The organism is Peptoniphilus stercorisuis (assembly GCF_017874395.1).
GTDB lineage: Bacteria > Bacillota > Clostridia > Tissierellales > Peptoniphilaceae > Anaerosphaera > Anaerosphaera stercorisuis.
Genome location: NZ_JAGGLJ010000001.1, coordinates 62537 through 82264 on the forward strand (window position 1 = coordinate 62537; position 19728 = coordinate 82264).

A 19728-nucleotide genomic window follows, 5' to 3' on the forward strand; every position below is an offset into this window, starting at 1 on the left:
CTATCTCTCCATTATAAATTTGCCATCATCAAGTGAGAAGAACAAATCTCTATTTTTATAAGTAATACATACGCTAATCTCAAGTTTTGAAATATTATCATTTAAATCACTATCAATATATACAAGGTCAATATCATCAATATTTTGTATTATATCAATAAGTTCAATTTCATCAATGCCATTGTAATTTTCAACAAATTTATTGAAATTATTTTTGATGATTTCTTCTATGGTAGTTTCTGCAATTTCTCTATAAGTTTCTTCAGGTTCTTTTATAGATGATCTATAAACTTGTCTATAACTTTTTACATGATCAGAATATACTTCGATTTCTATATAATCAAATAATTTATTGCTTATTAAATATACAGGAATAGAGTCCTCTGTAAAGTTAAAGGTAAATTTATATCCTAAGTTGTCTTTTTCTTTTATAGGTTCTATTTTATTTAATCTAATATATGATGATATTCCCATTTTAGAAGATATAAAAGACATTGCTGTTTTTAAAGATAGGAATAAGTTATTTTCTTTTATTTGAAAATTTTCTGGATTTTCATAATTAATTATTCCTGAAGAAAGAAGTTTTAAAAATCTATCTTCATATATATAGGTAGTTCCATCAGCTTGAGTTATCTCTCTTATATAGTCGATATTTTGATTTAATACTCTTGATGCAAGATTGTTTTTATATTGTTTTTCCATATCTGAAATTTCATCTTTATAAGATATTTCTCTATATGTCATTTTATTATTTATTGGAATATAGATATTTTTTGCAATATTATATTTTTCATAAAAATTTTCATATTTTCTAGTGCTAAATTTAGCAAGCTCTTCTATTTTAGATGTTGGATCTTTTCCAAGGTTTATCTTTAATTTATAAATCCCCTTAGAGTTTGAAATTACAATATCATCATTTGAAATATAAATTTCTCTTATTACAATATTTGTCTTTGGCTCTGAGTGAGTTGATTTTCCAATTAAGTTTAAAAATAAATTTGCAGTCATTTCTTTAGTAAATGAAAATACAATTGATTTTTCCTTTTGAAGGTCCATATATTCCTGTGGACTTATAAGACTTAAATTACTATCTGAAATCTGCATAAATATTGAAGATATTACATCTACATATTCATTCCAAATTTCTGGAAAATCATATAATACTGTATGATTATTTGCTCCAAAATTAACTATTAACTTTTTAGGTTTTAAAAGATTTTTAAATATATCTTCTGTATTATATTGTTCTTGAACTATTGTTTTTTGCTTTAGTTCTGGAAGTTTAATCCAAAGCAAACTTGCTTGAACTATCATAAGGGCAATAAGTAGAATTAAGCTTAAATTCAAATAAATTTCTTTTCTCTTCATATTATCACCTAGGCTGCCTTAAAGGTTAGAGTAACCTTTGTACCTTTTCCAAAATCTGATTCTATTTTTATATCTCCGCCCATTTCTTTTGTAGTTTGTTTTGCAATAGAAAGTCCAAGTCCAGTGCCACCCATTGCACGACTTCGTCCCTTTTCAACTCTATAAAATCTTTCAAATATTCTATTTAAGTCTTCTTGAGGAATTCCAATACCATTGTCTTCTACAACTATATTTACATTAAAATAATTTGATGATGCAGAAATTTTAATTTCTCCAGAAGGATCAGTATATTTTACAGCATTAGATACTATATTCATTAGAATTTGTTCAAGAGAGTGTCTATCTGCAATTATATTTTTAATATCAACAGGTACATCAATAATAATATTGTGATTTTTTTCTTTAATTAAAACAGCAAGTCCATCAAGAGTTTGATTTATAATATCATAGGTGTCAACTTCTTGAAGATCAAAATTATAATTATTATAATCCATATTTGAAAGTTGTAATAAATCAGATACAAGTCTTGCCATTCTATTATTTTCTCTATCTATAACATTTAAAAAATATCTAGTTTGCTCTTCATCAACAGGAGAATCAAGCAGAGTTTCTGTGTAAGTTTTTATAGTTGTAATTGGAGTTTTAAGCTCATGAGATACATTTGCAACAAACTCTTTTCTCATCATATCAAGTTTATGTTCCTTAGTAATATCTTGTAAAACAACTATAATGCCTGAGTTTTCCATATTTTCTCTTTTAAAAGGAGCATATTTAACCTTATAAAAATTATCATCAATTTCAACTTGGCTCTCACCTTGAAGAGAAGATGTATCATAATAATTTAAATTATAAATTTTCAAATCTCCAAGGTCTTGTTTTTTGAAAAGTGCATTTTCATCAAGTTTTAATATTTTACGAGCAATAGGGTTTACATGGATTAAGTATCCATCTCTGTCAATTGCAATAACACCTTCTGCCATATAGTTAAAGATAGTATTTAACTTACTTTTTTCAAGATCCATTTGATTAATTGTAACTTTAAGTTCTTCTGTTAAAAAATTAAACATAGAAGCAAGATTACCAATTTCATCTTTTGATTTTACTTCTACTTTTTGATCGAAGTTTCCCTTTGCCATTTCGCTAGCTGTTTTAGTTACATCACGAATAGGTTCTGTAATAGATGATGCTATAAAATATCCAAGTACAGTTGTTATGATTAGTGCAAGAATAGTTGCATAAGTAAGAATTATTTTAGCATCATTTATAACCTTATATACATTAGATAGATTATGAGTCATATATAAGATGCCACGAACATCTCCATCAGATGAAAAAATTGGCATAGCAATGTGTTTTTCCCTTTGTGCACTATTATTATTTACAACAATTGCATCAGTAGTTTCACCATTTAAGGCACTAAGTACAAGTTCAGAGTTTAAAATCTTATAAGAAAGTGCATTAGTTCCCTTAATTAGTTCATCTCTATTTGTTGTAGATGCAATTATCTCTGGAGATTTACTTCCTGATATAGCATAGATACTTTCATCAGGTGATAGTTTCCACTCCGTCAAAGTGTTGGAAATTTCAGAATTTTGCTCCTGCCAATTTTTATTAGTCATATATGTTGAAGTTCTATTTATCGAATCAAGAGTTTGACTCATATTTTCAGCTACATTATTAATTTGTTGAGTTTCAAGTCTATTAATAATAAATGTGCCTACAATGGACATAACTAGAAGAACTAGTAAAAAGTATATTGTAATAAATCTGTATTTAATACTATTAAACATACTTATCCTCCAAAGTAATATCCAACTCCACGTTTAGTTAAAATATATTTAAATTCTTTGTCTTTATCTTCAATTTTTTCACGAAGTCTTCTTACAGTTACATCAACAGTACGAATATCTCCGTAATAGTCATAGTCCCAAACTTCTTCTAAAAGTTCTTCTCTTGAAAAAACTTGATCCTTATTTGAAGCTAAAAATTTTAATAGTTCATATTCACGAAGAGTAAGATCTATAACTTTATCTCTTTTTTTGATTTCATATTTATTTAAGTCTATTACAAGATCTCCTGCTTCAATAACCTCTGGATTTTCGGAGTTTTCCATTTCAAAATCACATCTTCTTAAAATAGCCTTAACACGAGCAGTAAGCTCTCTCATGGAAAAAGGTTTAACAACATAATCATCAGCACCAAGCTCAAGACCAAGTATTTTGTCAACCTCTTCTTCTTTTGCTGTAAGCATAATAATTGGAATATTTTTTTCTTTACGAATTTCTTTAAGAACAGTAAAACCGTCGATTTTAGGCATCATAACATCAAGAATAATAAGATCAAAGTCTTCTTTTTCTACAATATCAAGACATTCTTTACCATCATGTGCTATTTTTGCTTCATATCCTTCACGTGTTAAATTATATTGAATAATTTCAGCAATAGCTGCCTCATCATCAACTACAAGAATTTTACCAAACATTAAAATTCCCCCTTTTGTAATATTATAACAAATCAGTAGATTTTTATCGAGTAAAGTCGTAAGAAGCTTTAAAAATAGAGGAATAAGAAAAGAAAATATAAAGGAAATTCTAAAGTTTATCTAGGGAAGTTTTTTCTTAAAAAAGCAGGGTAAAAAATTTATAAAAATATAGCGATTAGGGGGATACTTATGAAAAAGAAAGAAAATGTTTGTAAATTTTGTGGGGGAGTATTATTTTCAAAGGCAAATATATGCCATAATTGCAAATCTAAAATAACAAGACTTGGAAATAATATCCTAGATGCTGGAACATCTCTATTTGGTGGAATAAAATTTAATAGAAAAAAAGGAAAATAAGAGCTCCTATGGGCTTTTATTTTATTACAATATAAATATTGGGGTAGAGATAAAGTAACAAGGAGGTATTATGAAGAAAAAGGAAATAAATACCTGCAAAAAGTGCGGAATGGTAACTTGTGAAAAAGAATACTGTATAAATTGTAAAATAAGTGATAGAAATATAATTGGATTTGTTGGATTAACTTGCACATTTCCAGATATGGTAAGAAGTACAATTAGAAAAATAAATAAAAATAAGAGCTCAAAATAAGGGCTTTTATTTTTTTGTCTAAAACTATGGTAGAATATTAAAAGGTGATATAATGAATAATTTTGTAATAGGAGCACATCAATCTTTTTCTAAAGGTTTTTTACAAATGGGAAAAGATGCAAAATATATTGATTCAAATACATTTCAATTTTTTATGAGAAATCCAAGGGGATCTCGTGCCAAAAAATTTGATGAAAAAGATGCAGATAATTTAAAAGATTTTATGAAAGAAAATAGTTTTGGTAAAATACTATGTCATGCACCCTATACATTAAATCCTTGTTCGGATAAGGAGCATGTTCGTGAATTTGCTCATATTGTAATGGAAGATGATTTAAAAAGAATGGAGTATTTTCCAAATAATTTATATAATTTTCACCCAGGATCTCATGTGGGACAGGGAGTGGATCTTGCAATAGATATGATATCTAGTCTTTTAAATGAAATTTTAAATAAAGATATGACAACTACAGTTTTACTTGAAACAATGGCAGGAAAGGGAACTGAAGTTGGAAGAAGTTTTGATGAGATAAAGAGAATAATAGATAAAGTTGAACTTAAAGAAAAACTTGGAGTATGTCTTGATACTTGTCATATATATGATGCAGGATATGATATTGTAGAAGATTTAGACTATGTTCTAGATGAGTTTGATAGAGTAATAGGTCTTAAATATTTAAAGGCAATTCACTTAAATGACTCAAAAAATCCTTTTAAATCTCATAAGGATAGACATGAGAAAATAGGTGAGGGGAGTATTGGACTAGATACTTTTAATAATATTGTAAATAATGAAAGATTAAAGGATATTCCAATGTTTTTAGAAACTCCAAATGATTTAGATGGATATAAAGAAGAGATTGAACTTTTAAAATCTTTGAGAAAATAAGGAAATTTATACAAAAAATTGGTAATATAAATAAATATGATATAAAATATTAAATTAATAAAATATCGTGATAACGGAGGGATAAAATGACAGAAATTGTAAAACCATCAACACTTCCTGGATTTATGGAATTGTTGCCACAGGACCAAATATTATTTAATGAAATGCTTGATACTATAAGAAAGAACTATGAAAAACATGGATTTTTGCCAATTAATACACCAGCAATAGAAAAGTCAGAAGTATTACTTGCTAAGGGTGGTGGAGATACAGAAAAGCAAATTTATAGATTCCAAAAGGGTGAGACTGATATGTCCCTAAGATTTGATCTTACAGTTCCATTAGCAAGATATACAGTAGAGCATTTTCACGAATTGTCCTTTCCCTTTAGAAGATATCATATAGGAAAGGTTTATAGAGGAGAAAAGGCTCAAAAGGGACGCTTTAGAGAATTTTATCAATGTGATATAGATATAATTGGAAATGGAAAGCTAGATATAGTAAATGATGCAGAAATTCCTGTTGTAATTTATCACACTTTTAAAGATTTAGGATTTGATAATTTTACAATTAGAATTAATAATAGAAAAATCTTAAATGGTTTTTATTCATCACTTGATATAGAAGATACAGTACAAGTTTTAAGAACTGTAGATAAAGTAGATAAAATTGGAAATGCCTCTGTTAAAAAAGAATTAATGGAAAATGGAGTTTCTGAGGAATCTGCAGAAAAAATAATAAACTTTATTTCAATTAAAGGAAGTAGTGAAGAAATTTTAGAATCCCTTAGTGATTTAAATATTGAAAATGAAGTATTTAATGAAGGACTTAATGAGCTTAAAACAGTAGTAGAATATATAGAGGCTTTTGGAGTAGATAAAAAGAATTTTGCAGTAGATTTAAAAATAGCAAGAGGACTAGACTATTATACAGGTACAGTTTATGAGACAACTCTTGATGATTATCCAAAAGTAGGATCAGTTTGCTCTGGTGGAAGATATGAAAATCTTGCAAGCTTTTATACAGATATGAAACTTCCAGGCGTGGGAATATCCATAGGACTATCAAGACTCTTCTATCAACTAAATGAAGCAAAAATAATCAAATCACAAAAGAAAAGTTTAGTAGATGTAATGGTAATTCCAATGGAAGAACAAATGCTAGATGCAATAAAACTAGTATCAGAATTAAGAGAAAAGGGCGTAAAAGTAGTTTTATATACAGAAAAAGCAAAAATGGGCAAGAAGTTTAAATATGCAGATAATTTAGACATTCCATATACTATTGTAGTTGGAGAACAAGAGGTAAAGGATCAAAAATTCTCACTTAAAAATATGCAAACAGGTGAACAAGAAGAATTTAGCATAGATGAAATAGTTGAAAAATTAAAATAAGATTAAGAAGGTAGATATTTCTACTTTCTTTTTTTATAATTTGATTAAATTTAGCCTATTTGTTAGGATTGATATTATATAAAGGTTTATAAAAATAAAAAAGGTGATTTATCATGGGGTATAATAAAGTTATTAATGATTGTATGGGTATTAAAAAAGAAGAAAGCGTTCTTATACTTACAGATGACAATAAAATTAATATTGCACAAAATTTATACAATGAAGCTAGAAAAATAACAGACAATGTATATATGACTATTATGAAGCCAAGGGATGTAAATGGAGAAGAACCTCCAGAAGAAATTGCAGATTTTATGAGAAGTGTAGATGTTGTAATTGCTCCAACAACTGTTTCTATAACTCACACCTTAGCAAGATCAGAGGCATCTAGTAGTGGGACTAGAATTGGTTCTATGCCAAATATTACAGAAGATATGTTTATAAATGGAGCTATTAATGCAGATTTTGATATAGTTTTAAAATTAACAGAAAAATTGTCTAAAAAATTAACTAAGGCAAAATATGCAAGAATTGAAAAAGATAATAAAGTACTAGAATTTAATTTAGAAGATAGACAGGGAATAAATTCACCAGGAGTATATATAAATAAAAAAGAAGCAGGAAATATTCCATCGGGAGAGGCTTTTATTGCACCAGTTGAAAGTAGTGTAAATGGCGAAATTATTATAGATGGAAGTATGGTTGGAATAGGACTTTTAGAAAATCCACTATATATGAAAATAGAAAGTGGAAAAATAGTAGAATTAAAAGGCGATATAGAAAATAAGCTAGATATACTATTTGAAAGTGAAGAAAATCATACTATTGCAGAACTTGGAATAGGAACTAATCCAGCAGCAAGACTTACAGGAATAATACTAGAAGATGAAAAAGTTTTTGGAACAGTTCATATAGCTTTTGGAACAAATACTTCTTTTGGAGGAGAGAATTCTGCAAGTTGTCATTTAGATGGAATAATATTAAAACCAACGCTTTATTTAGATGATGAAATTATTATAGAAAATGGCGAATTTAAAATAAATTATTAAAAAGGAGGACATATGAAATTTATTATTGATGAAAGAGTTGGAAGCATACTTGGAGTAGATGCAATAGTAGCAGCACTTCTTACAAATGTAGATATAGATGCCCCTCTTCCTGAAAAGTTTGAAGAAGAAATTAAAGAAGTTACAGAAAATGCACTTAATATTTCAGATGAAACATTAAAAGAAAATGAAATATTAGAGGGTTATAGAGAAAAGACAAGACAAATAGGAAGATCTTTAAAGAGGTATCCACCATCAGCAGAAGCATTAATTAACAATATGAAAAGACGTGGAGAAATGCCTAGAATAAAAACATTAATAGATATTTATAATATAGGCTCACTAAAAAGTATGTTATCAATAGGAGCTCATGATGCAGATTCCTTTGAAGGACCAATAGAGTTTACCTTTGCAGATGAGGCAGATACATTTACACCAGTAGGTGGAGGATCAAAGCCAGTTCATGTAGGAGACTTTGTATATAGAGATAATAAGGGAATTGCAGCTTACTTAGATGCAAGAGATGCAGATGATTATAAAATAGTTGATGATACTAAAAATGTACTTTTAGTAATACAAGGAAACTCTAAAACTTCTAAAGAATTTAGAGAAGAAGTCTTAGGTGAAATTTGTGAAAATATAAAAGAAGTTTGTGGTGGAGAATATAAAATATTTTCAGTAAAACCAAATGAAGAATTAGAAATATAAAAAAGAGCAGATTTTCTGCTCTTTTTTTAATCTCTTACTAAAATAAGAGCCATTTTAAATTTTTCCTTTGCAAAGACATTGTGAGTAATATTTTTTGGGAATACTAGTTGCTCACCAGCTTTTATTTCGTGAATTTCATCTCCAACTTTAAGATCTGCACTTCCCTCAAGTGCAATTACCATAGCATCTCCTGGAGCTGCATGATCAGATAGTCCCTCACCCTTATCAAAGGCCATAAGCATTATTTTAATACCATCTTTAGAAACAATATCTAAATTTGAAATACCTCCATAAATATAATCAATTTGATCTTTTAAATTTATAACTTGTCCTTTTTCTATATTTTTCATAAAATCATCTCCATTAAAACTAATTTCTAAATATACACTATCTTCCTTTGTACTTACTCCACGTAAACTTTCTTTTGGAGTAATAAAAATATTATCTTCTTTTATAAACTTATCAAGTATATTAATACTTCCCTTTAATACATAAAAAATACTTTGATTATTGTAATGCTCCTTACTTATATCTGTATCCTTTGCAAGTGAAAAAAGCATAAAATCTAAATCTGCATTATTAGATAAAGACTTTGAAATAGTATGATGCTCCTTTAGAGGAATTGAATCTATAATTTTAAAAACTTTTGATTTAGGTAAATTTTTCATAATATCATCCTTTCAAAAATAGGAATTTCTTTGAAGTATTTATACTTATATTATATACTTGTGATAATTATTATCTGTTGCCATGGCAACATAGGAGGTTTTATTATGAATAATTTAGAAAATATTATATTTTTTGAAAATATAGATAAAAAAGATTATTCAAAGGCTATAAAATGCCTAAATGGATATGTTAAAAATTATGATAAAAAAGAATACTTAAATATAGACAAAAATACATTATCATCTGCAATAATACTTGATGGAGTAATTGATTTAATAAGCTCTGATGAAGATGGGAAATTAATATTACACAATAGATTTTTTAAAAATCAAAGCTTTATTTTTGATATAAAAGATGAATCAAAGGATTTTATTGCAATAGAAAATTCTAAAATATTAATATTAGATTTAGAATCTATATTTAAAAAAGAAAAGAGTAATTGTGCCATACGCAAAAATATAATGGAAAATATAATAAAACTTCAAAATATGCAAACTGAGGAATTGAATTATAAAGTAGATATTTATCTTGAGAAATCTCTTAGAAAAAAGATTATAAAGTATTTTAAAAGACTTGATCATATGTATAGTGACAATATAATAATGCTTCCCTTTAAGAGATCAGACCTTGCATCTTACTTATCCTGTGACAGATCAGCACTTTCAAGAGAGATGTCTAGAATGGAAGAAGAAGGGTTAATTAAAGTAAATAAAAATAAAGTAAAATTAATAAATATTTAAAAAGAGCAGATATCTGCTCTTTATTTTTTGTAAATTATATAGTTTAAAATAAATAATACAGTTGAAATAGAAAATGTATATTTATTTAAGTTAAAAATAAGTAAAAATATTGCAATAAGTGAAAGTGTTATTGAAAGTTCGTTTTTGTATTTAAAAGAATTTGTTTCATTTATTACTAATTTTTTAGAGTTTTTAAAGGAATCTGATGATATTAAAAGAAGTAAGTGCATTTTATTGTCCCATTTGTAAAAATCTCCATTTATTATAAAGACCTCATCTCTAGAGTCTAGTGGTTCTGTTGTTTTATAAAAGTATCCACTATCTAGAAAATTTTTTAAATTATTAATTTCTTCACTATTTGAGATTAGATCTCTTGCGTGATGACCATCTATAAATAAGTCAAAACTTAGTGTTTGAACAAAACTCATATTACACCTCTTATTAAATATTATTATCAATTAGAAATATGTCGTATCATAAATCGCTTTATAATAAGGATTATAAGCCAAAAATGAATATAAATCAATTATCAATTAGAAATATACTAAAATAGTATTGTAAATGATAACTACTATTCTTTAAAATAAAGAGCTATTGTGATATTATAGTGATTAATTGTAGATAATTTACTTAATAAGTTTGAGAATGATTATTAAGTGGTATATTAAATTATATATATTTGGACGAAAATTCATATAACAGGAGGAAGTTATGGACATTAAAGTAGAAAAGATAAAAGAATTAAATGAAAAATTTGACAATTGTCGTGGAAATAGAATAGCACAAAATGCTGCTATGACAAATGGAGTTGCACAAGCTGCAACAAATAAAAAGATTGAGGGTATTGAAAGACACAGCTTCTCAATAAACTTAAATCAAGGTGAAATTACAAATCAAAAGCAATCAGGAAGATGCTGGATGTTTGCAGCACTTAATACTTTTAGATATAGAATTATTAAAGATTTAAACCTTAAAAACTTTGAATTATCACAAAGTTATCCATTATTTTATGATAAACTTGAAAAATCAAATTATTTCTTCAATAGTATTTTAAAAACATTAGATGAAGATTTAGATGGAAGACTTCTAGCTCATTTATTATCAGATCCCCTTGGAGATGGTGGACAATGGGATATGTTTGTAAATCTTGTAGATAAATATGGTGTTGTTCCAAAAGATGTTATGCCAGAATCTGCTAACTCTGAAAGTACTAGATTTATGGATGAGTATTTAACAAAACTTCTAAGAACTTATGCTTCTAAATTAAGATCATCTCACGAAAATGGTGCATCTATGGAAGAACTTGAAAAAATGGTAGAGGGATACATGGAAGATGTTCATAGAGCATTATGTGTTTCTTTAGGAACTCCTCCAGAAGTATTTGATTTTGAAGTAAGAGATAAAGATGATAATTTTATAAGTGAAAAAAATATTACTCCACAAGAGTTCTTTAAAAAATATGTAAAACAAGATTTAAATGAATATATTTCAATTATAAATGCTCCTACTAAGGACAAGCCATATAATGAAACTTATACTGTTGATTTCTTAGGAAATGTAGTAGAAGGAAAAAATGTAAAATATATCAACCTTCCAATTGAAGAATTAAAACAGGCAGCTATTGAACAATTAAAAGCAGGAGAACCTGTATGGTTTGGATGTGATGTTGGACAATTCTTCTCAAGAGATGGATTTGTGCTTGATCTTGAAGCTGTTAAAGTAGATGATTTATTTAAAGTAGATTATGATATGACTAAGGAAGAAAGACTTGATTATTCAGAATCATTAATGACTCATGCAATGGTATTTCAAGGTGTAGATTTAGATGAAAATGGAAATTCTACAAGATGGAGAGTGGAAAACTCTTGGGGTAAAGATGCAGGAAAAGACGGATATCTTGTAATGACTGATAGATGGTTTGATCAATATATGTATCAAGTTGCTATAAATAAAAAATATTTATCAGAAGAAATCCTTAAAAATTGGGAAAAAGAACCTAAACACTTAAAACCTTGGGATCCAATGGGATCACTTGCAAAATAAAATAATAAATAATAAGAAGAGCTAAGAAATTTAGTTCTTCTTTTTTTGCAAATAAAAAAAGCTAAGTAATCTTAGCTTAGTAGATATTTTTACATTTTATCTGAAAGAAATAAAAGTATAACCATACAAAATACTTTTATAAATTGATCTTTAAAGAAACTTTTAAATTTAGCCATTTTGACCTCCTGCTTTTAATATTAATATGTAAGAATTAAAAAGATTTTACCATATAAAAACTAGTTAATATATAGATTTTGTCTTATTTGCGATAAAACTTTGACATCTTTGATTTTCAATAAAAAAGAACTGCCAAACAGCTCTTTTTTATGAATGTGTAAATTAATTTATTTAATACTATAAAGTTAATTAGAAATATTTAAGAAGGAGATTAATACTATGTTTAAAAGTTTGTATATTTAAAAGTTTATAGGGATATTTATAAAAAAACTATTCATTAATAATTAAATATTTCTAAAATAAAAGTATTTAATCAATTTGATTAAATACAGTCTCAATCCTTAAATAAATTATTTTTGATAGAATATCAAATTTTAAGGCCTTTGTCAACAAATTACATTAAATAAATATAATTTTTTAATAAAGTAGGAATTTGTTTAAAAAATATTCAATTTATTTAATTATATTTCAAATAGTTCTAAATATTGTTCATATCCTTCCTTTGCTAAATCTTCTTTTTTTATAAACTTAAGACTTGCTCCATTTATGCAGTATCTAAGCCCTCCAAGTGTTAAAGGACCATCTTCAAAGACATGACCTAAATGAGCATTTCCAATATTTGATTTTACTTCTGTTCGATTTAATCCATGGGAGAAATCATCTTTTGTTTTAATATTATTTTCATCTATTGGATTAGAAAAGCTTGGCCACCCACAGCCTGCATTAAATTTGTCCTTTGATGAAAAAAGTGGCTCTCCACTTGTAATATCTACATATATTCCCTCTTCATAGAAGTTGTCATATATTGATGAAAAGGGCATTTCAGTATGAGCGTTTTGAGTTACATCATATTCAATTTTTGTAAGTTTTTCTTTTAATTCTTTTTCATTTAATTTTTTATAATCCATAATATCACCTATTTATTTATTACCCAGAGATTATGAATATTAATGTACAAAAGTTTATTTATTTACTATATAATATGATTAATAATATTAGGAGGAAAGTATGATAACTAGATTAGAAAGAAAACAAATGAAGATATTTTTTATAGTATTAATTATTACAACATTTATATTAGGTTTATCTTTAAGATGGGCATATATTTTAAAGGATAATATGACTATTACAAATCTAGTGGCAGTTCAAATGTTAATTCCTGCTATTTCTGTAATGATTGCAGAATTAAAAACTGAAAAACATGAAGATATACTTTTTACTTTTAATTTTCTATTTACAATTTTTACAATGTTTTCATATATTATTTTAATGCTTGGACTATTATTTCAAAATGAAATTTTTAATATGATTTTTGGGATTTCTTCGGCAATATTTCATCTACTTCTCATTACAATATACTTTAAAGAGTCAATACTTGTAAGAGAGGAGAGATTATATACATTTACAAATAGTAGAAAATCTATATTTTTTATAATTTTATTTGTGTTTTTATTTGCTCTTAGATCTTTTATGGCATTTTTCTTCAATAGAGATGAATTTTTCAATATGATTAATAATATTAATATTTTATTATTTTTAATTTTATTTTTAAATTATTTCTTTTCTTTTTATTTTTTCTTTGGAGAAGAGCTTGGATGGAGATACTTTCTTCAACCAAAACTTCAAAAGATTTTTGGTAAGAGAATTGGTGTAATAATACTTGGAGTAATATGGGGAGTATGGCATATTTTTATTTCATTATATTATTACAGCCCAGATACTTTTTTATATCAAGTTTTAATACAGGTGTTTTTTTGTATAGCAATGTCTATATTTATGGGAATGTGCTATATGGAAACAGAAAATATTTGGCTTTGTGTAATTATACATTATTTAAATAATAATTTAGCTGGAATGGTATCAGGTGGAGAAATAGCAAATAAAGTTATATCTTTAAATGACACAATAGATGCAATTATTATAAATTTAATATTTTTTGGAATATTTATTTTTGCAAAATCTTATAGAAAAGTTAAAAAAGTATAGAAATAATTATAGAAAAACTTGAAAAACCTTAACTATTTTAAGCTCTTTTCATCTATCATAATTTAATTTTAAAGAGTATAATGAATTTATTGAAATTAAATATCAATTTTAATATTATTTAGACTTACGTTTGGGTATCTCATAATAAGGCTTGAAATGAAGCTAAGTAAAAAGACAATAAAGAAACAAGAAGACTTTATAATGAAAAGTGTTTTAATATGCAAAAGCATATAATTTTGGAGGGTGATTAATTGTCTAAAAGTATAAAAAAATATTGGTTTATAATTATGCCTATTATTGCAACATATTTTTATAATATGTTTTTAGGAACAATAGATATTAGTTTTTCAACAGGTGGTAATTTAATAGAACTTTTTAAGTTTCTAATTATATATAATATTTTATTTAATTTAGTAATGTTATTTTTAGCAAAAGTATTTAAAGTAAATATTGCAAAAAACTATTTTGGTAAATTAGAAAAAATCTTTGTAAGAAGATAATTTTGTAAAGGGCATTTTATATGCTCTTTTTTTATTGCAATAAGTTTATTATAGGGTAATATAAACTTAGGTGATATTATGAAAAAAACATTACTTTTATTTTCAATTTTACTTATAAGCTATGGAATATATACAGGTGAAATGGGAATAGTTTTGACAAAAGCTGCAAATATTTGTATGGAGTGTATTGGAATTGGTTAATATATTTAAAAAAGATAATAGACATTTAATTCAAGGACTAGGAGCATTATTTTTTAATGGAAATTTAAAGGGATTTTTAGAAGGGCGAATATATACAGGACCTACAAAGGGAGTATGTGTGCCTGTTTTAAATTGCTATTCCTGCCCAGGAGCCATAGGAGCTTGTCCCATAGGATCTATGCAAGCAGTTCTTGGATCAAATAAAAAATTTAGTTATTATGTAATGGGACTTTTAATTTTATTTGGAATTACTTTTGGAAGATTTTTTTGTGGATATTTATGTCTCTTTGGATTTATTCAGGACTTATTATATAAGATTAAATCTAAAAAAATAAAGGTTAAAGATAGTATTCACAATAAACTTAAATTTTTAAAATACTTTAATCTTATAATATTTGTAATAGCACTGCCTTTTATAGTTTCAATTTTTAAGGGATATTCAGATCCATATTTTTGTAAATACATATGCCCTGCAGGAATTATTGAAGGAGCAGCACCTTTACTTATAAAAAATAGTTTTTTAAGAAGTGCAATAGGTTTTTTATTTTCCTGGAAAGTGTTTCTTGCATTATTATTTGTAGTATTTTCAATATTAATATATAGAGTTTTTTGTAAATATATATGTCCCTTAGGAGCTTTTTATGGATTGTTTAATCCTATTTCTTTTTACAAATTAGAAGTAGATAAGGACAAGTGCATTAAGTGTAATAAGTGCACAAATACTTGTAAGATGCATATAGAACCTTACAAAAATCCAAATAGTCCAGAGTGTATTAGATGTTTAGACTGTAAGAGAGTTTGTCCAACAATGGCAATTAAAAATAAATTTGATTTAGAAGAGAAAAAAGTAAAAGATATATAAAGGAGAGTTAAAGATGAATGAAACTATAAAGAAACAATTAAATCACAGAACAATTCGAGAATTTGAAGATAGAGAAGTAAGTGATGAAGTTTTAAAAACTCTATTAGATGTATTAAATAAAACTGCAACATCAACTGGAATGCAACAATATTCTATAATTAGAGTAAAAGATATAGATAAAAGAGAAAAACTTTCTAAAATTGCAAATCAAGAATATTTAAAAAGATGCCCTGAACTATTTGTTTTTATTGTAGATATATATAGAAATAAAAGTATATTAGAAGAAATGAACTCTAGTGCAAAAACTTATAAAGATATGGATAGATTTTTCCAAGGATTTACAGATGCTTGTCTTGCAGCACAAAATATGACAGTGGCACTTGAATCTATGGATATGGGAGCAGTTTATTTTGGATCAATTTTAAATGATTATGACTCAGTATGTGAAATTTTAAATCTTCCTGAATATACTTTTCCTGTTTTTGGAGTTGGATTTGGATATCCAGCACAAGATCCTCAATTAAAACCAAGAATGCCAATGGAACTTAAAATATTTACAGATGAATATGAAAGATTTGACAATTATCTTGAAAAAATAAAAGACTATGATGAAGAAATGACTCACTATTATGACACAAGAATGAGTGGAAGAAGATCAGATTCTTTTTCAAAACAAGTAGTAAAACAATTTGAAAATATAATAGAACTTAGAAAAGATGTTTTAAAATCAATTGAAAAACAAGGCTTTAATATAAAATAAAAATAACCACCTTAGGTGGTTATTTTTTTATAAGTTAACTTGTCCATTAACTAATTTATTTTCTTTATTAGCTTTTAAAAGAATATCTTTAAGTTCTTTTTTAGATTTTTCAGCAGCTACTGAAATTCTAAAATTACCCTCTTCATCTTTACCTTTTATTACTAGAGAATCTTGTTTTTTGTCATTATAGATATTTTTAATATCTTCATATTTAAAACTATGAACTCCCATTACAAATCCATCTTCATACTCTCCAATAAGAGTTGCAAATTTTTCTTTACCAAATTTAAAAGGTCCTTTTTCTCTCATATTATAAATTTTAGTACTATCAGTTTCATTTTCTTCTGGAAATTGCCCAGAATTTAAATTAAGTAAATAAGCTATTAAAATTACAATAAGTATATATACACTAGTAAATCTGTTTAAAGTTTGATTGTCTCTAATAAATATTTGTTGAGTAAAGTATAAGTTTATAAATATTAAAAAACTATAATAAACAATTAAATTTACGAAAAATGTCATTTTTTGCATTTTAAGTTTTTTTAATTTAAATACTTTTGTGTACTGAGAGCTAAGCTCAGAAACAGTAGTTATAAATAAAAAGTTTATTACTGCCCATAATACATAAAGCATTCCAGGAGATAGCATATAGGGACTTGGTCCAAAGGCCCTTTGCACAACTGCAGGAATACCACAAGAAATTAGTACGACAATTCCAACTTTGATGTTTTCTTTATTCATATTAATCCTCCCATAAGTCTAAAGGAGATTATATCACAGCTTTAAGATAGAATAAAAGTTAAAAAAATTTTATTTAGAAAAGTTTAAATTTTAAAACACAGGGTAATATTATAATAACACTTGTGAATGTAAAATAACTTAATATCTTAAGGGTGATACCAATGAAAGATTTAAAGAAGCTATAACTGTATTTATGAAAGATTTGGGTGATACCAATGAAAATTTTAAAGAAGCTATAACTATTTTATGAAAGACTTGGGTGATACCAATGAAAATTTCAAAAGGGATATTGCTTAGGGTATAAAGGAAAGGTGATTCCAATGAAAAGTGAATTTAAAAACCTTTCTAAGGCGATTAGAAAGGTACTCAAAGATATCATAGGATAATTTGAATATTTTTGTAGCTAAATGCTAAAAGCCTAAACACTTTGTTTAAAAATTAGAATATGATAAATACAACTAAATATAGAAATAAGGACTAACTTATGTTAGTCTTTTTTTATGCAAATAAATGACTATAGTTCATATAAAATCCTTTATAAATATGTAAATGCAACTGTTGACAGAAATGACTGCTAAGAATATAATGTGTATATGTTACATACACAGTTGTGTTAATAAGGAGGATAAAATGAAAAAAAGATTAATGGCAGTTTTAATGATTGCTGTAATGATGTTTTCTTTAGTAGGATGTAGTCCAAATATGATGAGCTATTCTAAAGAATTACAAAGAGTTTCACAATGGGAAGGCACATCAATAGATGCAAAGGCAAATATTGAAGTTGAAGTTAAAGATGAAAAAGCAATTAAATTTAGTATTCCAATGGAATTAAAAGGAAAATCTAAAGGGCAAAATCTTGTGCAAATGAATATGAAAATGGATCTTAAAGCTATAAAATCTATGGCAAAAGAACTAGGAGAAGAAATTCCAGTAAGTATTCCAGATGAAGTTAATATGAATATTTTTGCAACAAATGAAAAAGCATATATAGAAAAGAAATTTTTTACAGATATGCTAGGAGATGAAGCTTCAGAAGAACTTAAAAATATAAAAGAAGATTATTTAGCTATTAATATAGGTGCAAATTCAATGCAAGGTGCAAATACGATTGACCAAGCAAAAATTGAAACAATTACAAAATATATGCAAAGTAAAGAATTTGAAGCAGAAATTTTTGGGATTGTAGAAAAAGCATTTAAAGGATTTAAGCCATCTACAGATGTAAAAGTTAAAGACAATACTTATTCCTATGAGGCAAGTATTAATGATATTGTAAAAGATTTTAATAATGCAGTAGATAGTGTTGTAAATAACTATTCGGAATTTGAAGAACCAATTATAGAATTAATGAAAAAATTTGAAATGCCAATTGAAAAAGAAGATTTAAAAGAAATGGTTAATTCTTATAATAAAGAAAAATTTGAAGAACAAACTAAACTTGTAGAAGAAACATTAAAAGGATCAAAAATTTCTTCAAAAACAACATTTGATAAAGATTCATATACTCAAGAAATTAAATATCTTTTAAATGTAGAAAATATGGTTAGTATGAATATGACTATGACTACTAATTCTAAAAAAGTAGATAATGTTGAAATTACTCTTCCAACATCAGTAAAAGAAATTACAATGATGGAATACTTTACAATGATAAGTGGAATAAGTCCACAAGAAATATCAGGACCAATGATATTTGTAAAAGTAAATGGAGAAGAAATTTATTTTGAAGATCAAGAACCAGTACTAAAAGAAAATAGAACTTTAGTACCAGTAAGAGCATTACTTGAAAATATTGGAGCAGAAGTTAAATGGGATCAAAAAGCTCAAAAAGTAAGTGCTAAAAAAGATGATATGGATATAGAACTTATTATTGGATCAAAAGTAGCTAAGGTAAATGGGAAAGAAGTAAATCTTGATGTACCAGCAGAAGTATTAAATAATAGAACTATGATACCACTAAGATTTATTTCAGAAAACTTAGGATATAAAGTTAAATTTGATAATGAAAATTCTCCAATATATATGATTGATATATATAATATTAGTGATGAAGAACTAGCTAAAAAAGAAGAAGAAAAATTAAAAGAATTAGAAGCTATGTTTGCAGATGAAAAAGAAGAACAAATTGCAAAAGAAGAAGTAGCAAAATAATAGAAGGCCACGAAAGTGGTCTTTTTTATTGTGTGGATATAATTAAAGGTATGTTGGAAGGAATTTATGATTGTGAAGATATATAGATTGTATGCTGAGCGTTGAGGACAACGCTCCTTACAATATCAACCTACATTTCAAAATTATTATTGTAAAGAGATTTAAATGTGCGGACCTATTTGTAGGGACGGTTGTCGTGAGCCATCCGTTCAAGATTGTATGTATTAAAAATATCTTTGAAGGATAAGGGTTTTAACTAATCTTTAATTGTGTAGATATATACATTGTATGCTGAGCGTTGGGGACAACGCTCCTTACAATATCAACTGACATTTCAAAATTATTATTGTAAAGAGATTTAAATGTGCGGACCTATTTGTAGGGACGGTTATCCCTAACCG

General features: G+C 26.4%; 21 protein-coding genes. 14 read left to right on the forward strand and 7 right to left on the reverse strand.

Translation table 11 applies throughout. The features are described from left to right. From J2Z71_RS00330 to J2Z71_RS00340, 3 genes are read right to left on the reverse strand one after another with little or no spacing between them, the layout of a single operon-like run. Positions 1–1368: a hypothetical protein gene (locus J2Z71_RS00330; RefSeq protein WP_210059856.1), complete on the reverse strand. Its 1368-nt coding sequence runs from the start codon at positions 1366–1368 to the stop codon at positions 1–3. An 8-nt stretch (positions 1369–1376) separates the two neighbouring features. After that, entirely contained in the window at positions 1377–3158 is a 1782-nt protein-coding gene (locus J2Z71_RS00335) for a HAMP domain-containing sensor histidine kinase (RefSeq protein ID WP_210059857.1), read from the reverse strand. A gap of 2 nt (positions 3159–3160) precedes the next feature. Beyond that, the gene (locus J2Z71_RS00340; protein WP_210059858.1) at positions 3161–3850 is read right to left on the reverse strand and encodes a response regulator; all 690 of its coding nucleotides are present in this window, start codon (positions 3848–3850) and stop codon (positions 3161–3163) included. A gap of 189 nt (positions 3851–4039) precedes the next feature. On the opposite strand from J2Z71_RS00340, the gene J2Z71_RS00345 reads away from it, so the two are divergent. From J2Z71_RS00345 to J2Z71_RS00370, 6 genes are all read left to right on the forward strand, one after another. Beyond that, a complete protein-coding gene (locus J2Z71_RS00345; protein ID WP_210059859.1) occupies positions 4040–4207 on the forward strand; it encodes a hypothetical protein in 168 nt (55 codons plus the stop codon). A gap of 70 nt (positions 4208–4277) precedes the next feature. Next, positions 4278–4460 carry a hypothetical protein gene (locus tag J2Z71_RS00350; protein ID WP_210059860.1) on the forward strand — a complete coding sequence of 61 codons (183 nt, stop codon included), beginning with the start codon at positions 4278–4280 and terminating at the stop codon, positions 4458–4460. Between the two features lie 52 nt (positions 4461–4512). Beyond that, positions 4513–5349: a deoxyribonuclease IV gene (locus tag J2Z71_RS00355; protein ID WP_210059861.1), complete on the forward strand. Its 837-nt coding sequence runs from the start codon at positions 4513–4515 to the stop codon at positions 5347–5349. An 86-nt stretch (positions 5350–5435) separates the two neighbouring features. After that, the gene (gene hisS, locus J2Z71_RS00360; protein ID WP_210059862.1) at positions 5436–6743 is read left to right on the forward strand and encodes a histidine--tRNA ligase; all 1308 of its coding nucleotides are present in this window, start codon (positions 5436–5438) and stop codon (positions 6741–6743) included. Between the two features lie 113 nt (positions 6744–6856). Then, the gene (locus J2Z71_RS00365; RefSeq protein ID WP_210059863.1) at positions 6857–7792 is read left to right on the forward strand and encodes an aminopeptidase; all 936 of its coding nucleotides are present in this window, start codon (positions 6857–6859) and stop codon (positions 7790–7792) included. Between the two features lie 12 nt (positions 7793–7804). Continuing rightward, positions 7805–8497 carry a B3/B4 domain-containing protein gene (locus J2Z71_RS00370; RefSeq protein WP_210059864.1) on the forward strand — a complete coding sequence of 231 codons (693 nt, stop codon included), beginning with the start codon at positions 7805–7807 and terminating at the stop codon, positions 8495–8497. 26 nt (positions 8498–8523) lie between these two features. Here J2Z71_RS00370 and J2Z71_RS00375 read toward each other — a convergent pair whose 3' ends face one another. Next, a complete protein-coding gene (locus J2Z71_RS00375) occupies positions 8524–9165 on the reverse strand; it encodes a cupin domain-containing protein (RefSeq protein WP_210059865.1) in 642 nt (213 codons plus the stop codon). Between the two features lie 105 nt (positions 9166–9270). Here J2Z71_RS00375 and J2Z71_RS00380 point away from each other — a divergent pair, with 105 nt between their 5' ends. Next, the gene (locus tag J2Z71_RS00380) at positions 9271–9906 is read left to right on the forward strand and encodes a Crp/Fnr family transcriptional regulator (RefSeq protein WP_210059866.1); all 636 of its coding nucleotides are present in this window, start codon (positions 9271–9273) and stop codon (positions 9904–9906) included. A gap of 20 nt (positions 9907–9926) precedes the next feature. On the opposite strand, the gene J2Z71_RS00385 is transcribed toward J2Z71_RS00380, so the two are convergent. Further along, the gene (locus J2Z71_RS00385; RefSeq protein ID WP_210059867.1) at positions 9927–10334 is read right to left on the reverse strand and encodes a hypothetical protein; all 408 of its coding nucleotides are present in this window, start codon (positions 10332–10334) and stop codon (positions 9927–9929) included. 283 nt (positions 10335–10617) lie between these two features. Here J2Z71_RS00385 and J2Z71_RS00390 point away from each other — a divergent pair, with 283 nt between their 5' ends. After that, positions 10618–11949 (forward strand): C1 family peptidase, encoded by a 1332-nt coding sequence (locus J2Z71_RS00390; RefSeq protein WP_210059868.1) that lies wholly within the window; start codon positions 10618–10620, stop codon positions 11947–11949. A 638-nt stretch (positions 11950–12587) separates the two neighbouring features. On the opposite strand, the gene msrB is transcribed toward J2Z71_RS00390, so the two are convergent. Continuing rightward, a complete protein-coding gene (msrB, locus tag J2Z71_RS00395; protein WP_210059869.1) occupies positions 12588–13034 on the reverse strand; it encodes a peptide-methionine (R)-S-oxide reductase MsrB in 447 nt (148 codons plus the stop codon). 100 nt (positions 13035–13134) lie between these two features. Between msrB and J2Z71_RS00400 the strand changes: the two genes are divergently transcribed. The 5 genes from J2Z71_RS00400 (at position 13135) to J2Z71_RS00420 (ending at position 16435) form a co-directional block, all read left to right on the forward strand. Beyond that, positions 13135–14112: a CPBP family intramembrane glutamic endopeptidase gene (locus J2Z71_RS00400; RefSeq protein ID WP_210059870.1), complete on the forward strand. Its 978-nt coding sequence runs from the start codon at positions 13135–13137 to the stop codon at positions 14110–14112. Positions 14113–14363: 251 nt separating this feature from the next. Then, positions 14364–14612 (forward strand): hypothetical protein, encoded by a 249-nt coding sequence (locus tag J2Z71_RS00405; RefSeq protein WP_210059871.1) that lies wholly within the window; start codon positions 14364–14366, stop codon positions 14610–14612. Positions 14613–14690: 78 nt separating this feature from the next. Next, entirely contained in the window at positions 14691–14813 is a 123-nt protein-coding gene (locus tag J2Z71_RS00410; protein ID WP_210059872.1) for a CD1871A family CXXC motif-containing protein, read from the forward strand. Then, positions 14800–15675 carry a 4Fe-4S binding protein gene (locus tag J2Z71_RS00415; RefSeq protein WP_245311138.1) on the forward strand — a complete coding sequence of 292 codons (876 nt, stop codon included), beginning with the start codon at positions 14800–14802 and terminating at the stop codon, positions 15673–15675. Before J2Z71_RS00410 ends, J2Z71_RS00415 begins: the two co-directional genes overlap by 14 nt. 13 nt (positions 15676–15688) lie before the next feature. Then, on the forward strand, positions 15689–16435 hold the full coding sequence (locus tag J2Z71_RS00420) for an NADPH-dependent oxidoreductase (RefSeq protein WP_210059873.1): 747 nt from the start codon (positions 15689–15691) through the stop codon (positions 16433–16435). 27 nt (positions 16436–16462) lie between these two features. Here J2Z71_RS00420 and J2Z71_RS00425 read toward each other — a convergent pair whose 3' ends face one another. Continuing rightward, a complete protein-coding gene (locus tag J2Z71_RS00425; RefSeq protein WP_210059874.1) occupies positions 16463–17176 on the reverse strand; it encodes a hypothetical protein in 714 nt (237 codons plus the stop codon). 630 nt (positions 17177–17806) lie between these two features. Here J2Z71_RS00425 and J2Z71_RS00430 point away from each other — a divergent pair. Next, positions 17807–19327 carry a copper amine oxidase N-terminal domain-containing protein gene (locus J2Z71_RS00430; protein WP_210059875.1) on the forward strand — a complete coding sequence of 507 codons (1521 nt, stop codon included), beginning with the start codon at positions 17807–17809 and terminating at the stop codon, positions 19325–19327. Positions 19328–19728: the final 401 nt, after the last annotated feature.

What these genes read in the sequence shown, in the direction of transcription:
- J2Z71_RS00345 (WP_210059859.1), top strand. Translation starts at nt 4,040, where the DNA reads ATGAAAAAGAAAGAAAATGTTTGTAAATTTTGTGGGGGAGTATTATTT.
- msrB (WP_210059869.1), bottom strand. Translation starts at nt 13,034, where the DNA reads ATGGATTATAAAAAATTAAATGAAAAAGAATTAAAAGAAAAACTTACA.
- J2Z71_RS00410 (WP_210059872.1), top strand. Translation starts at nt 14,691, where the DNA reads ATGAAAAAAACATTACTTTTATTTTCAATTTTACTTATAAGCTATGGA.
- J2Z71_RS00430 (WP_210059875.1), top strand. Translation starts at nt 17,807, where the DNA reads ATGAAAAAAAGATTAATGGCAGTTTTAATGATTGCTGTAATGATGTTT.
- hisS (WP_210059862.1), top strand. Translation starts at nt 5,436, where the DNA reads ATGACAGAAATTGTAAAACCATCAACACTTCCTGGATTTATGGAATTG.
- J2Z71_RS00335 (WP_210059857.1), bottom strand. Translation starts at nt 3,158, where the DNA reads ATGTTTAATAGTATTAAATACAGATTTATTACAATATACTTTTTACTA.
- J2Z71_RS00330 (WP_210059856.1), bottom strand. Translation starts at nt 1,368, where the DNA reads ATGAAGAGAAAAGAAATTTATTTGAATTTAAGCTTAATTCTACTTATT.
- J2Z71_RS00365 (WP_210059863.1), top strand. Translation starts at nt 6,857, where the DNA reads ATGGGGTATAATAAAGTTATTAATGATTGTATGGGTATTAAAAAAGAA.
- J2Z71_RS00420 (WP_210059873.1), top strand. Translation starts at nt 15,689, where the DNA reads ATGAATGAAACTATAAAGAAACAATTAAATCACAGAACAATTCGAGAA.
- J2Z71_RS00340 (WP_210059858.1), bottom strand. Translation starts at nt 3,850, where the DNA reads ATGTTTGGTAAAATTCTTGTAGTTGATGATGAGGCAGCTATTGCTGAA.
- J2Z71_RS00380 (WP_210059866.1), top strand. Translation starts at nt 9,271, where the DNA reads ATGAATAATTTAGAAAATATTATATTTTTTGAAAATATAGATAAAAAA.
- J2Z71_RS00385 (WP_210059867.1), bottom strand. Translation starts at nt 10,334, where the DNA reads ATGAGTTTTGTTCAAACACTAAGTTTTGACTTATTTATAGATGGTCAT.
- J2Z71_RS00425 (WP_210059874.1), bottom strand. Translation starts at nt 17,176, where the DNA reads ATGAATAAAGAAAACATCAAAGTTGGAATTGTCGTACTAATTTCTTGT.
- J2Z71_RS00355 (WP_210059861.1), top strand. Translation starts at nt 4,513, where the DNA reads ATGAATAATTTTGTAATAGGAGCACATCAATCTTTTTCTAAAGGTTTT.
- J2Z71_RS00375 (WP_210059865.1), bottom strand. Translation starts at nt 9,165, where the DNA reads ATGAAAAATTTACCTAAATCAAAAGTTTTTAAAATTATAGATTCAATT.
- J2Z71_RS00390 (WP_210059868.1), top strand. Translation starts at nt 10,618, where the DNA reads ATGGACATTAAAGTAGAAAAGATAAAAGAATTAAATGAAAAATTTGAC.
- J2Z71_RS00400 (WP_210059870.1), top strand. Translation starts at nt 13,135, where the DNA reads ATGATAACTAGATTAGAAAGAAAACAAATGAAGATATTTTTTATAGTA.
- J2Z71_RS00350 (WP_210059860.1), top strand. Translation starts at nt 4,278, where the DNA reads ATGAAGAAAAAGGAAATAAATACCTGCAAAAAGTGCGGAATGGTAACT.
- J2Z71_RS00370 (WP_210059864.1), top strand. Translation starts at nt 7,805, where the DNA reads ATGAAATTTATTATTGATGAAAGAGTTGGAAGCATACTTGGAGTAGAT.